The following is a 13,376-nucleotide window of genomic DNA, read 5'->3' as shown; positions in this document are numbered from 1 at the left end:
TGGTTGATGCCATACACACCCACGTTCTCGCCAGCCACGCGACTCAGGCTGCCACCGTTAAGCACCGCGCCAGCGGTATCGCCGTTCTTCAGGCCACTGACTTGGTAGGTCAGGCTCGGATCGGCATCGCCATAGACCTTGGTCTTGCCGTCGGCGATCACATTCAGCAGTGCCTTGGTGATGGTCAGGGTTATTGCCCTGGTAGCTCAGGTCGTAGTTCGCGCTGACCAGACCCAGGCCGCCCTGGTTGATGCCATACACACCCACGTTCTCGCCTGCGGCACGGTTCAACCCACCGGTCAGGATCGAACCGGCGGTATCACCGTTCTTCAGGCCGCTGACCTGGTAGGTCAGGCTCGGGTCGGCATCGCCATAGACCTTGGTCTTGCCGTCGGCGATCACATTCAGCAGTGCCTTGGTGATGGTCAGGTTATTGCCCTGGTAGTTCAGGGTGTAATTGCTGCTGACCAGGCCCAATCCACCCTGGTTGATGCCGTACACGCCGACGTTCTCGCCAGCCACGCGGTTCAGGCTGCCGCCGTTGAGGACCGCACCGGCGGTATCGCCGCGCTTGAGACCGGAGACCTGATAGGTCAGCGCCGGATCGAGGTCGCCGTAGACCTTGGTCTTGGCATCGGCGATCACGTTCAGTTGCGCCGGGGTGATGCGCAGGTCGTTGCCGACGTAGCTGAGGGTGTAATTGGCCGTGTTGAGGCCCAGCCCGCCCTGAAGTATCCCGTAGTTGCCGACGTTCTCCCCGGCCACCCGGCCGAGGTTGCCGCTCAGCACGCCGGCGGCGGTATCGCTGTTCTTCAGGCCACTGACCTGGTAGGTGAGGGTCGGATCGGCGTCGCCATAGACCTTGGTCTTGGCGTCGGCGCTGACGATCAATTGCGCCGGCGTGACGGTCAGCTTGCCGTCCTGGCGCACCAGTTGGTAACGCTGGCTGAAATACTCGCTGCCATTGGCGTTACCGGTGATCGCGTACTGCCCGACGTTCGACGCCTGGGTCGCCGTGGTGCTGGCGGTCGCCTGGTAGAGGTCGTTGAACTGGCTGTTGACGTAGGCGTCGATGGCGTTGATGCCGGACATCGTGGCCGTCAGAGTCGGATTCACATCACCGTAGACGCGGGTAGCGTCATTGGCGGTCAGGGTGGCGGTCTGCTGGCGGGAAAGGATGTCGCCGGCAGTGGTGGTGGTCTTGAACATCTCCACCTGGGCGCGCTCGGCGAAGCTGTTGAACGCTCCCTCGCGCATGAACAGGTCCAGGCGGGTATCGACGCGGCTGGTCTTGCCGCCGAGGCCGAAGATCAGTTCCTCGGTCAGGCCGGTGCCGACGTCGTACTGCAGTTCGTCGGTCACGCCGATCACGCCGCCGAAGCCCTTGACGCCCCAACTGGTGCCCCAGTTTCCGGTCCAGGTGGTGACGCTGCCGTTGCCGGCGGCGACGGTGAACCCGCTGGGCGCACCGCCGTTCGGGGTGGCGGTGACGTTGCTGCCGTTGACCTAGTAGCGCAGGTTGGTCACCAGGTAGTCCGACGAATCGTTGGTCGGGAAACTGGCGGAACCGCTGACCCGCCGATAGGGCAGCGCGGTGAACACCAGGCGGTCGAACTCGCTGTTGCCGTCGGCGGTCAGCGTGTAGTTGCCGGTGGTGCCGACGCTGTTGGCCTCGAGAATCCGCGTGCCGACGCTGGAGACGATGTTCTGCGCCGTGCCGGTCATGCTCTGGTTGATGAACGGATCGAACACCGTGCCGCTCGTGGTCACGCCTGTGGCGTTGCTCTGCCGGTACTTGAGCGTACCGTTGAAGGTCTGCAGCGCCAGGTTGCCGGCGTAGTTGTCCCAGGAAGCCAGGTCGATGCTACCGGCGCGGCCGGCGAGGTTGGCGGCGATCAGCGCGGTACCGGCCTGCTGGCTGATCTTGCCGGCGGTGCTGGTCTGCATCCACAGGGTGCCGCTGCCCAAGTCGACGATGCCGCTGGTCTGCGGCGTGCCGCCGCTGAGGAAGTTGATGTTGCCGCCGGCGCGGATTGCCAGGCTGCCGTTGCGGAACAGGATCGGCGCAGAGATATCCACCGCACCGGCAGGTCCGGTGGCGATCAGCTCCAGGCCGCGACTGGCGCCGCCCAGGTTGCTGGTGATCAGCGGCGCTTCCACCGACAGCCGGTCGCTGGCGCTGAGGGTCACCTTGCCGCCTGCCAGCGCCCCGGTAACCACCGAGGCATTCACCGTCGCGTCGCCGCTGGCGCCGTTGGCGCCCCCCACCGAACCGGAGGTGCCGCCGGAGGCGACGATGCGCAGGGTGGTCGGATCGAGCAGCCAGGTGCCACCGTTGCCATAGGGTGCGGCGACGCTGACGTAGGCGCTGTCGGCGATGCTCAGGTTGACCTTGCCGGAGGTCTCCACCAGGCCGCCGTTGCCGCCCTGGGCGCCGCCGCGCGCGAGGATCCGCCCGTCCATGCGGGTATTGCCGTCGGACCAGACCACCGCCAGGCCGCCATTGCCCTTGCCGGTAGCCGAGACGTCGATGCTGGCGCCCTTGGCCAGCGTAGCGTTCTTCGCCCGTGGCAGCTCGCCGCGGCCCTGGAAGTCGCCGCCGATGCGCACGCTGCCGCCCTGTGCGGCGCCGCGGGCGTCGATGCGGGCGGTGCTCGCCAGGGCCACCTGCTGGCCGCTGACCAGCACGTCGCCGCCGTTCTTCGGACCGCTGACGTCGATCTTGCCGGCGACCTGGATGTCCCCGGACTTGCTTACCAGCGCCACGCTGCCCTCGCGCACCTCGGTGCCGCGGGCAAGGATCACGCCGGACAGGTTGACCGCGTTGTCGACCACCCGGGAAGCCTGCTCGGCGGTGATCAGCACGCTACCGCCGTCGGCCTGGATCGCGCCGCCGTTGCTGACCAGCGCCTGGGCATCCTGCGGCTTGCGGGTAACCGGGTCGGTCACGGCGATCGACACCAGGCCATCGCCGTAGAGGTCGATGGTCGCGGCATTGCCGGCGGCCATCGCCACGGTGCCGAGGCGGGCGTTGATCACGCCGTTGTTGGCCACGGACGGCGCGACGAAGGCCGCCAGGCCTTTCTCCGCGACGCTGATGCTGCCGTCGTTGACGATCCGCGCGTCGGGGTTTCCGGGCTGGTCGAAGATCAGCTTGCCCTGGCGGAAGTGTTCGTCGCTGATGTTCGCCGTGGTGGTGATCAGGGAGCCCACGTCTACCTTGGCCGAGCCGCTGAAGACCACGCCGTTGGAGTTGTAGATGATCACCTGGCCGGGCGCGGAGATGCGCCCGGCGATCACGCTTTCCTGGCCTGCGGTGACCCGGTTCAGGGTCGACGAGGTCACACCGGGCTGGTTGAAGCGCACCGCCTCGTCGGCGGAGACGTCGAAGCCCTTCCAGTTGATGATCGCGCGCTGGGTGCTCTGGTCGATCAGCGTGGTCTTGCCCTGCTGGCTGATCTTGATCTCGTTGGGGTTGAACTGGGCACCGGTAGGTGCCGCCATGGCCGCGTTGATGCTGGCGATGGCGAACATGAGGGTGCTGCTGGCGGCAAGGACGAAACGCCCTTCCCTACCAGCTTTCGAAGAGGTGCGCTTGCCGCGCTGGCTATCCGGACGGACCATGAAAATCTCCCTATCTGCGTGGCGCACGTCAGTTTTCCAGCACTGCAATTCGTCAGTTAAATGACGAAAATCTGAGAAGCAATTCACATTGCGCCTTGTGTGCCAAAAAAATGCCTTTCAGATCAAAAATTGTCCACTTGAAAGGGCGACCGTTCGTCGGAGTGACTCAAAAATGACACTACCGAGGTTAAATATGTAATACCGTCAAAAAACCGACAATACTTTCGGGATAATCACTGTCAAGAAAACCGGAAGACCTCCCTGGCACGCGGGTTTGCTAGGCTAGGCAGCCCCCGTCCGCTGCCGCCAAGGAACCTTCCATGAGCCATGCGCTGCGCGCCGTTTTCCTCGACCATGCCTCCCTCGACCTCGGCGACCTGGACATGCGCCCCCTGCGCGCCGCCTTCGACGAGCTGCAACTGCATGCCGCCAGCCAACCGCAGGAAGTCGCCGCGCGGCTGCACGGTGCGCGGGTCGCGATCAGCAACAAGGCGCCGATCGACGCGCAATGCATCGCCGCCTGCCCAGAGCTGGAACTGATCCTGGTCAGCGCTACCGGCACCAACAACATCGATCTCGCTGCCGCTCGCGAGCGCGGTATCGTCGTCGCCAACTGCCATGGCTACGGCACGCCCTCGGTAGCCCAGCACACCCTCGCGCTTCTACTGGCCCTGGCTACGCGCCTGCCGGACTACCAGCAGGCGGTACGCAGCGGCCGCTGGCAGCAATCCAGCCAGTTCTGCCTGCTGGACTTCCCCATCGTCGAACTGGAAGGCAAGACCCTCGGCCTGCTCGGCCATGGCGAACTGGGCGGGGCGGTGGCGCGGCTGGCGGAGGCGTTCGGCATGCGCGTGCTGCTCGGTCAGTTGCCAGGACGGCCCGCCCGGGCGGACCGCCTGCCGCTTGGCGAACTCCTGCCACGGGTCGACGCCCTGACCCTGCACTGCCCGCTGACCGAGGACACCCGCGGGATGCTCGGCGCCGCCGAACTGGCGCTGATGAAGCCTGGCGCCTTCCTGGTCAATACCGCCCGTGGCGGCCTGGTCGACGAACAGGCGCTGGCCGACGCCCTGCGCGGCGGCCACCTGGGCGGCGCCGCCACCGACGTGCTCAGCGTCGAGCCGCCGAGAAACGGCAATCCGCTGCTGGCCCCCGACATCCCGCGCCTGATCGTCACCCCCCATAACGCCTGGGGCAGTCGCGAGGCGCGGCAGCGCATCGTCGGCCAACTGGCGGAAAACGCAGAGGCATGGAAGGCCGGGCGCGCCCTGCGGGTAGTCAACGCCGGCTGATACGGCGCTGCGGGCACCGCGCACGGATGAACGGCGATCCTCGCCGACAATCCATGCGGGTATGCCAGGCCCAAGCCTGTTAAGATTTCCCATTTTTTCCGGAGCCCGCATGGACCCTCGCAGTGAAGTGCTGCTGCGCCAGCGCCACCTCTTCGCGACCCCGCTGCTGCTGGCCGGCCTGCCCGCCGACGACCTGCTCGCCGAGCTACCGCAGGCCCAGGGCTGGAGCTGGCACGCCGGCGAGCAGGCGCAGTTGGACGCCCGCTTCCCCGGCCGTAGCCGTTTCGACACGCGCGCGCCGACTGGCGCCTGGACTTCGGCCGTTCTGTTCCTGCCCAAGTCCCGCGAACTGACCGACTACCTGCTGGCCAGCCTGGCCGCCCGCCTGCCCGGCGGCGAACTCTTCCTGGTCGGCGAAAAGCGCGGCGGGATCGAGCGCGCGAGCAAGCAGTTGGCCGCCTACGGCAAGCCCCGCAAACTGGATAGCGCGCGGCATTGCCAGCTCTGGCAGGTGCGTATCGAACAGGCGCCGGCCGAGCCCGACCTGCACGCCCTGGCCCAGCGCTACAGCCTGCCGCTGGCCGATGGCGAGCTGCAGGTGGTGAGCCTGCCGGGGGTGTTCAGCCATGGCCGCCTAGATCGCGGCAGCGCGCTGCTGCTGGGGCAACTGCAAGCCCTGCCCGGCGGCCATCTGCTGGACTTCGGCTGCGGTGCCGGCGTACTCGGGGCGGCTCTCAAGCGTCGCTACCCCGCCAGTCGCCTGACTCTGCTCGACGTCGACGCCTTCGCTGTCGAGAGCAGCCGACTGACCCTCGCCGCCAACGGCCTGGACGGCGAAGTGATCGCCGCCGACGGCATCGACGGCGCGCCGCGCGAACTCGCCGCGATCGTCAGCAACCCGCCCTTCCACCAGGGCGTGCACACCGACTACCAGGCCTCCGAGCGCCTGCTGCAACGCGCCGCCGAGCACCTGGCGCCGGGCGGCGAACTGCGCCTGGTCGCCAACAGCTTCCTGAAGTACCCGCCGTTGATCGAACGCCACCTCGGCCCCTGCCGGACACTCGCCGAAGGCGACGGTTTCCGCATCTACTCCGCCCGTCGCTCCTGATTTCTGCCTGGAACCCTGTGAATGAAGCTTTTCCTCTCCCTGCCCGCACGCCCGCAGCCAGACCCTTCCGTGGCCACCCGCCGGGAGGCCGCCGATGACTGACCTGAACACCAGCCAGGGCCAGCAACTGCGGCGGGTGCTCAAGCCGCGCCACCTGAACATGATCGCCATCGGCGGCTCCATCGGCACCGGGCTGTTCGTCGCCTCCGGGGCCACCGTGGCCACCGCCGGGCCCGGCGGTGCGCTGCTTTCCTACGCCCTGATCGGGCTGATGGTGTACTTCCTCATGACCAGTCTCGGCGAGATGGCCGCCTACATGCCCGTTTCCGGCTCGTTCTGCACCTATGGCAGCCGGTTCGTCGAAGATGGCTTCGGTTTCGCCCTCGGCTGGAACTACTGGTACAACTGGGCGGTGACCATCGCCGCGGAACTGGTGGCGGCGCAACTGGTGATGAGTTTCTGGTTCCCCGAGGTGCCGGGCATCTACTGGAGCGCGATCTTCCTGGGCATCATGTTCGGCCTCAACGTGATTTCCGCGCGCGGCTTCGGCGAGAGCGAATTCTGGTTCGCCCTGATCAAGGTAGTCACGGTGGTGATCTTCATCGGCGTCGGCCTGGCGACCATCTTCGGCATCATGCATGGCGTGGAGTCGCCCGGCTTCAGCAACTTCACCATGGGCGACGCGCCCTTCGTCGGCGGCTTCCAGGCGATGGTCGGGGTGGCGATGATCGCCGGCTTCTCGTTCCAGGGCACCGAGTTGATCGGCATCGCCGCCGGTGAATCGGAAAATCCGCGGAAGAACATCCCGATCGCCATTCGCCAGGTGTTCTGGCGCATCCTGATGTTCTACATCCTGGCGATCTTCGTGATCGGCATGCTGATTCCCTACACCGACCCGAACCTGCTGAAGAACGATGCCAGCGACATCAGCGTGTCGCCCTTCACCCTGCTCTTCGAGCGCGCCGGCTTCGCCGCGGCGGCCGGGGTGATGAACGCGGTGATCCTCTCGGCGATCCTCTCCGCCGGCAACTCCGGCATGTACGCCTCGACCCGGATGCTCTACAACCTCGCCCTCGAGGGCAAGGCACCGCGCCTGTTCTCCCGTGTCTCGCGCAGCGGCGTGCCACGCAATGCGCTGTACGCCACTACCCTGGTCGGCGCCCTGTGCTTCCTCACTTCGGCCTTCGGCGACAGCACCGTCTACACATGGCTGCTGAACACCTCGGGCATGTGCGGCTTCATCGCCTGGCTGGGCATCGCCATCTCCCACTATCGCTTCCGCAAGGGCTACCTGGCCCAGGGCGGCCGCCTGGAAGACCTGCCCTACCGGGCCAAGCTGTTCCCCTTCGGCCCGCTGTTCGCCTTCGCCCTGTGCATGGTCATCACCCTCGGGCAGAACTACCAGGCGCTGGTGGGCGAACGCATCGACTGGATCGGCCTCCTCGCCACCTACATCAGCCTGCCGCTGTTCCTGGCGATCTGGCTGGGATACCGCTGGAAGAAGCGCGCGCGCTTCGTTCGCTACCACGAAATGGACGTCAGCCCGACCAATACCTGATTCACCCTGCCGCCCAGCGATTCCTCGCGGATCGCTGCGGATGCCGGCACGTTTCCTTGCGATCAGGCTCCCTCGCCGCCCTCCCGGACGAAAGTTTCCGTCCCGGGCTTGCCCAAGCCGCCCGGCTTGGGCAGAATGCGCCCCGTCCTAGGGGAGTAGTCTCCCGCGAGCGCCGCACCGGCCTCGCCCGGCACGCGTCAACACACTTGGTCCGCAGACCATGGCGCGCGCGACCCAAGCCTGCCCAGACAGGCCAAGGGTTTGACAAGACCTATGACACGCACGATCTGACCCGGGGCGGGCAGATGGCGCGTGTCATGGTGATTGGTCGACCCGCCCCTTAGGAAGCCTGATGGAATCGCTGTTCGTCCCCACCCTGATCGTTGCCCTCGCGGAAATCGGCGACAAGACCCAGTTGCTGGCACTCCTGCTCGCGGCGCGTTTCCGCAAGCCGTGGCCGATCATCGCCGGCATCGTTGCCGCCACCCTGGCCAACCATTTCGCTGCCGGCGCGGTGGGCGCCTGGGTCGCCAGCTTCTTCTCGGAAGCTACCCTCAGCTGGATCCTCGCCGCCTCCTTCATCGCCGTCGCCCTGTGGACGCTGGTACCGGACAAGCTCGACGACGAAGAGTCCGGACTGAAGAAATACGGCCCCTTCCTCACCACCCTGATCGCGTTCTTCCTCGCCGAGATGGGCGACAAGACCCAGGTCGCCACGGTCATGCTGGCCGCCCAGTATCCGCATTTCTGGCTGGTGGTGATCGGCACCACCCTGGGCATGCTGATCGCCAACGTACCGGTGGTACTGATCGGCAACCTGGCCGCCGATAAGCTGCCGCTGACCCTGATCCGCCGCCTGGCCGCGGCCGCCTTCGCCGCACTTGGCCTGTACGCCGCCTGGCACGCCGCGCAATTGACCGGCTGGCTCTGAAGGACTGCGCCGCCGGGCCCGGGATGGCTGGGCGGCCAATGCAAAATGCATAGGAACGGCTACAGTTCAGGCAGGCACCGGATGCCTGCCCCACCACTCGCCCACGAGAGCCGGAGATGCCCTCACACGACCTGAAACGACTCGCCCGCCATCACATCGAGCTGTCCTGGAACAAGGGCCGCATGGCGTTGGTGGAGCAGTTGCACAGCAAGGATTTCCTCTACAAAAGCTCGTTCATCGGCCATCCCCTGGATACCGCCGGCTATATCCGCCTGCTGCAGGACATCCGCACGGCGATGCCGGACCTGGAGGTCGTGGTCGAAGACTGCATCGGCGAGGAACGCAAGGTGTTCACCTGGAGCACGCTGATCGGCACCATCGTCCGGCCGACCCTGGGCTATCCGGCCAGCGACAAGGTGCTGAGCATTTCCGCGATGGGCTTCTGGGTGTTCAACCCGCAGGGCCAGTTGCAGGAGCTGTGCACCATGTTCGACATGGAGAGCTTTCGCGCTCAGCTGGGACTGCAGACCCGGCCCTTTGCGGAAAAAGCGCTGCCCTAGCCAACCGTCCTAGGCGTTGAAATAGCCGTTGTCGCGGAACCAGTCGATGGCGCGCAGCAGGGTGTCGTCGAGGGCGGTGGTGGAGAAGAAGCCGAGTTCCTCGCGGGCCTTGCGTCCATCGAGGAACTGCCCGCCAGCCATCACCTCGATGGCGGTTTCGTCGAGCAGCGGCAACTGGCCGCTGACCCGGTAGCGCAAGCGGCCCAGGGTGGCCAGCGCGCGAGCCATGGCCATCGACATCGGCTGCGGCGCAGGCTGGCCGAGCAGCTCGGCGATACGCCGGGTCAGGTCGGCCATTTCCAGGTTGTGTCCGGTCAGCAGGTAGCGCTCGCCGATACGCCCGCGCTCAAGGGCCATCAGCAGTCCGCGCCCGGCTTCGGCGGCATCGATGACGTTACGCTGGCCAGCGACGTAGTGGGTCATCTCGCCATTGCCGATGGCGGTGATCACACGCCCGGTGGTCGGGCCGATGTCCAGTTCGCCGAGTACCATGCCGGGAATCCCGATCACCACCGGCAGGCCGTTGCGCGCCTGCTCCCGGGCCTGCTCGTCGAGCGCCCATTTGCACAGCACGTAGGAACTCTTGCCGCTCGGCAGGCTGTCGTAGAACAACCCCTCGTGCCCCGGTAGTCCCTGGGGATGCCGGGGCATGGCATATGCCGAACCGACGTAGAGGATGCGCGGCACCCTGGCCTGCAGGCAGGCGGCATAGAACGGGTTGGTCTGGCCCAGCGCGCTGGCCACTTCCTCCTGCCAGCGGCGCGGCCGCGAAGGATAGTAGCCGGCGCTGAAGATCACCCCGTCGAGGCCGCGCAGGGCGCGTTCCAGGCCGGCGTGGTCGAGCATCTCGGCGACCCGGCACTCGGGCTCCAGATAGGCGAGACGCTGGATCTGCGAAGAAGGACGGTGGATCAGCACCAGATCGTGACCGGCGGCCCTGATGGCGCGCGCGGCGTGATGTCCCAGCAGGCCGGTGGCTCCGAGTACGGCGTATTTCACATGAGCTCCAGGGCGTGAGAGTGGCTGTTCGTCCACGGGTCCCGCAAGCGGGTCGGCCAGCAGTCTAGGCCGAACGCCGACGAGATACCAAACAGCAGGTTACGGAAATACACAACAGGCGTTTCCGATGGTAAGCCTGTCGGCGCGCCGGCCGCCCCCCGCGACCGCGCGCCCTGGCCTCACTTGCCGCGCCTGGCCTGCTGGTACAGCGGCATCACCTTGGGAATCGCGGCCTGGAGATTGGCCATCCGCGAACTGTCGGAGGGGTGGGTGCTGGTGAACTCGGGCTGGCTGGCACCGCCGCTGGCCTTGCCCATCTTCTGCCAGAGGGTGATCGCCGCTTCCGGGTTGTAGCCGGCGCGGGCGGCCAGCTCGAGACCGATCAGGTCGGCTTCGTTCTCGTTGGCACGACTGTTGGGCAGGGTCATCAGGTAGTCGACGCCGGTATTGGCCAGTTGCAGGCTTTCCTGGCCGAGGCCAGCCAGGGCGCCGATCTGGCTGGCCACCTGCACGCCGTAGGCCTTGGACATGGCCTCGCGCCCATGCTCGCGCAGGGCGTGAGCGATCTCATGGCCCATCACCGCGGCGATCTCGTCGTCGGTGAGCTTCAGCTTGTCGATCAGCCCGGTGTAGAAAATGATCTTGCCGCCGGGACCGCAGTTGGCGTTGAGTTCGTCGCTCTTCACCACGTTGACTTCCCAATTCCAGCTGGTGGCGTCCGGGCGGAAGGCGGCGGTCTGCGGGATCAGCCGCTGGGCGATCGCCTTGACTCGTCGCGCGTCGGCACTGCTGGTATCGAGCACGCCGGCGCTTTTCGCCTCGCCGAGAGTCTTCTGGTACGACTGGGCGTACATCTGGTCGACTTCCTGGCTGGACAACATGCTGAACATGTATTGCTTGCGGTCGACGCCGACGGCGCCGCCGCTGGTGGTGTTCACTGCCTGGCAACCGGCGAGCAGCAGCGCGCCGGCGAGGGTGGCGAATCGGAAGGGATGAGCCATGGTCCTTTGTTCTCCTCTGAAGGCCGAGCGCATGGTAGGCCGCGCCTCGAGCGCCGGCAACAGCCGTTGGCGAGGAAATCTCCATCGGCCGATTAAGGATTTGCCGCCCTCTTGCCGATAACCTCGCCAGAGACAATTCCAACAAGGGTCGGAAGTCCCATCATGAAGCTCAAGTCGATCCAGTTTTCTGTCGCCGCCCTCGCCGGCGCCAGCGTTCTAAGCGTCGTCGTGGTGTTGGTGCTGTATGCCCTGTTCGCCGGCGCGCGAACCCAGGAACTGGTGCAGCAACGCACCCAGGGCCTGCTGGAGAAGGTCATCAACGAGCGCCTGGTGGCCCTGGCCCGCGCCCAGGTCAGCCAGATCCAGCGCGAGCTGGAGTATCCGCTGACGGTGGTCCACGGCCTGGCCAACAGCACCCGCCTGCTCGGCGAGCCGGGCGCCGACGGCATGCCGCAGCTGAACGCCAGCCGCGACGAAATCTCCGCGCTGCTGCGTAGCACCGTGCAGAACAACCCCAAGCTGCTCGACACCTTCATGGCCTGGGAAGCCAATGCCTTCGATACCGACGCCGCCTTCGCCGGGCAACCCGGCAAGGGCTACGGCCCGGACGGTCGCTACCTGCCCTGGTGGTATCGCGGCGCCGACGGCAAGCCGATCGTCGAGGCCATGACCGACAGTATCGATAGCGAAAAGCTGCTGCCCACCGGGGTGCGCGAGAACGAATTCTACGCCTGTCCGAAAGAGAACAAGCGTCCCTGCATCATCGACCCGGCCCCCTACGAAATGGGCGGCAAGACCGTGATGATGTCGTCCTTCAACGTGCCGATCATGGTCGGCGACCAGTTCCGCGGCGCAGTCGGCGCCGACCTCTCGCTGGCCTTCATCCAGGACCTGCTCAAGCGCGCCGACCAGCAGCTCTACGATGGCGCCGGGGAAATGGCGCTGATCGCCAGCAACGGCCGCCTGGTGGCCTACACCCGCGACGACAGCAAGCTCGGCGAGCCCGCCGGCAGCGTCCTCGACGGCAACGAAGTGGACAACCTGAAGAACCTCACGATCGACCAGCCGCTCTACGACATCGACGCCGAGCACGGCCACATCGAGCTGTTCCTGCCTTTCACCATCGCCGACAGCGGCGTGCGCTGGACCCTCATGCTGCAGATTCCCCAGGCGGCGGTATTCGGCGAACTGCAGCAACTCCAGGGCGAGCTGAGCGACCAGCGCCAGCAGGATATCCTCGGCATGAGCCTGGCCGGCCTGGTGGTAGCGGCCCTCGGCCTGCTGGTGGTCTGGCTGGTCGGCTACGGCATCGCCCGGCCGCTGCGCCAACTGGTCGGCATGCTCGACGACATCGCCCAGGGCGAAGGCGACCTCACCCGCCGCCTGAGCAGCGAGCGCGCCGACGAGCTGGGCTCCATCGCCAAGGGCTTCAATACCTTCCTTGGCAAGCTGCAGAACATGATCGGCCAGGTGGTGCAATCGGTGCAGAAGGTCAGCGACTCCTCGGAGCACACCGCCGACATCGCCATCCGTACCAACCAGGGCGTGCAGCAGCAACTGGCGGAGATCGAACTGGTGGCCACCGCGGTCCACGAGATGACCGCCACCGCCCAGGACGTGGCGCGCAACGCCACCCACGCCGCCGAGGCAGCCAACCACGCGGACCAGGCCGCGCACCAGGGCAAGCAGATCGTCGAAAGCAGCTCGGCGGCGATCCAGGCCCTGGCCAGCGAGATCGGCCGCGCGGTCGGCGTGGTGCAGAACCTGGCCAAGGACAGCGAAAACATCAACGCGATCCTGGTGGCGATCCGCGGTATCGCCGAGCAGACCAACCTGCTCGCCCTCAACGCCGCCATCGAGGCCGCCCGCGCCGGCGAGCAGGGTCGCGGTTTCGCGGTGGTGGCCGACGAGGTACGCAACCTGGCGCAGAAGACCCAGCAGGCCACCGAAGAAATCCAGAGCATGATCCAGCAGTTGCAGCAGGGCACCCGCGACGTGGTGAAGGTCATGCAGGACAGCCAGGACCGCACCGACGACAGCGTGCGCCATGCGCGCCAGGCGGCCGAAGCGCTGGAGTCGATCACCCAGGCGGTATCGGTGATCAACGACATGAACACCCAGATCGCCAGCGCCGCCGAGGAGCAGAGCGCGGTGGCCGAGGATATCAACCGCAACGTCGCCAACATCGGCCAGGTCGCCAACCAGGTGGCCGGCGGCGCCGACGAGGCCTCGCAGGCCAGCGCCGAGCTGACCCGCCTGGCCGAGCAGCAGCGGCGCCTGGTGAATCAGTTCAGGGTCTAGCG

At 66.5% G+C, this 13,376-nt stretch carries 8 protein-coding genes, 1 pseudogene and 1 riboswitch; of the genes and pseudogenes, 6 read left to right on the top strand and 3 right to left on the bottom strand.

What is annotated here, in order from left to right:
• A pseudogene (gene cdrA / locus HMPREF2924_RS21220) lies at nt 1–3,624 on the bottom strand (two-partner secretion system adhesin CdrA); the annotation flags it as partial.
• 320 nt (nt 3,625–3,944) lie between these two features.
• On the opposite strand from cdrA, the gene HMPREF2924_RS21215 reads away from it, so the two are divergent.
• From HMPREF2924_RS21215 to HMPREF2924_RS21195, 5 genes are all read left to right on the top strand, one after another.
• On the top strand, nt 3,945–4,916 hold the full coding sequence (locus HMPREF2924_RS21215; protein ID WP_003094919.1) for a 2-hydroxyacid dehydrogenase: 972 nt from the start codon (nt 3,945–3,947) through the stop codon (nt 4,914–4,916).
• Between the two features lie 109 nt (nt 4,917–5,025).
• Nucleotides 5,026–6,024, top strand: coding sequence for a class I SAM-dependent methyltransferase (locus tag HMPREF2924_RS21210; protein WP_003135073.1), 999 nt, complete (start codon nt 5,026–5,028; stop codon nt 6,022–6,024).
• 94 nt (nt 6,025–6,118) lie between these two features.
• Nucleotides 6,119–7,582 carry an amino acid permease gene (locus HMPREF2924_RS21205; RefSeq protein WP_003114709.1) on the top strand — a complete coding sequence of 488 codons (1,464 nt, stop codon included), beginning with the start codon at nt 6,119–6,121 and terminating at the stop codon, nt 7,580–7,582.
• A gap of 138 nt (nt 7,583–7,720) precedes the next feature.
• Nucleotides 7,721–7,844, top strand: a riboswitch (yybP-ykoY riboswitch).
• A gap of 90 nt (nt 7,845–7,934) precedes the next feature.
• The gene (locus tag HMPREF2924_RS21200; RefSeq protein WP_003094926.1) at nt 7,935–8,513 is read left to right on the top strand and encodes a TMEM165/GDT1 family protein; all 579 of its coding nucleotides are present in this window, start codon (nt 7,935–7,937) and stop codon (nt 8,511–8,513) included.
• A gap of 116 nt (nt 8,514–8,629) precedes the next feature.
• Nucleotides 8,630–9,073, top strand: a complete 444-nt coding sequence (locus HMPREF2924_RS21195; protein ID WP_003094928.1) for a nuclear transport factor 2 family protein — start codon at nt 8,630–8,632, stop codon at nt 9,071–9,073.
• 9 nt (nt 9,074–9,082) lie between these two features.
• Here HMPREF2924_RS21195 and HMPREF2924_RS21190 read toward each other — a convergent pair whose 3' ends face one another.
• Together HMPREF2924_RS21190 and HMPREF2924_RS21185 are read right to left on the bottom strand one after the other, a co-directional pair.
• Nucleotides 9,083–10,108, bottom strand: a complete 1,026-nt coding sequence (locus tag HMPREF2924_RS21190) for an NAD-dependent epimerase/dehydratase family protein (RefSeq protein ID WP_003121034.1) — start codon at nt 10,106–10,108, stop codon at nt 9,083–9,085.
• Between the two features lie 143 nt (nt 10,109–10,251).
• Nucleotides 10,252–11,073: a M48 family metallopeptidase gene (locus HMPREF2924_RS21185; protein ID WP_003094932.1), complete on the bottom strand. Its 822-nt coding sequence runs from the start codon at nt 11,071–11,073 to the stop codon at nt 10,252–10,254.
• A gap of 162 nt (nt 11,074–11,235) precedes the next feature.
• On the opposite strand from HMPREF2924_RS21185, the gene HMPREF2924_RS21180 reads away from it, so the two are divergent.
• Entirely contained in the window at nt 11,236–13,374 is a 2,139-nt protein-coding gene (locus HMPREF2924_RS21180; RefSeq protein ID WP_003135079.1) for a methyl-accepting chemotaxis protein, read from the top strand.
• Nucleotides 13,375–13,376 lie beyond the last annotated feature (2 nt).

It is taken from the genome of Pseudomonas sp. HMSC063H08, assembly GCF_001813645.1.
Taxonomy (GTDB): Bacteria; Pseudomonadota; Gammaproteobacteria; order Pseudomonadales; family Pseudomonadaceae; genus Pseudomonas; species Pseudomonas aeruginosa.
This window is presented reverse-complemented; position numbering and strand designations above follow the sequence as displayed.

Coding starts and splice junctions, on each gene's coding strand:
- HMPREF2924_RS21215 (WP_003094919.1), top strand. CDS start 3,945: ATGAGCCATGCGCTGCGCGCCGTTTTCCTCGACCATGCCTCCCTCGAC.
- HMPREF2924_RS21210 (WP_003135073.1), top strand. CDS start 5,026: ATGGACCCTCGCAGTGAAGTGCTGCTGCGCCAGCGCCACCTCTTCGCG.
- HMPREF2924_RS21205 (WP_003114709.1), top strand. CDS start 6,119: ATGACTGACCTGAACACCAGCCAGGGCCAGCAACTGCGGCGGGTGCTC.
- HMPREF2924_RS21200 (WP_003094926.1), top strand. CDS start 7,935: ATGGAATCGCTGTTCGTCCCCACCCTGATCGTTGCCCTCGCGGAAATC.
- HMPREF2924_RS21195 (WP_003094928.1), top strand. CDS start 8,630: ATGCCCTCACACGACCTGAAACGACTCGCCCGCCATCACATCGAGCTG.
- HMPREF2924_RS21185 (WP_003094932.1), bottom strand. CDS start 11,073: ATGGCTCATCCCTTCCGATTCGCCACCCTCGCCGGCGCGCTGCTGCTC.
- HMPREF2924_RS21180 (WP_003135079.1), top strand. CDS start 11,236: ATGAAGCTCAAGTCGATCCAGTTTTCTGTCGCCGCCCTCGCCGGCGCC.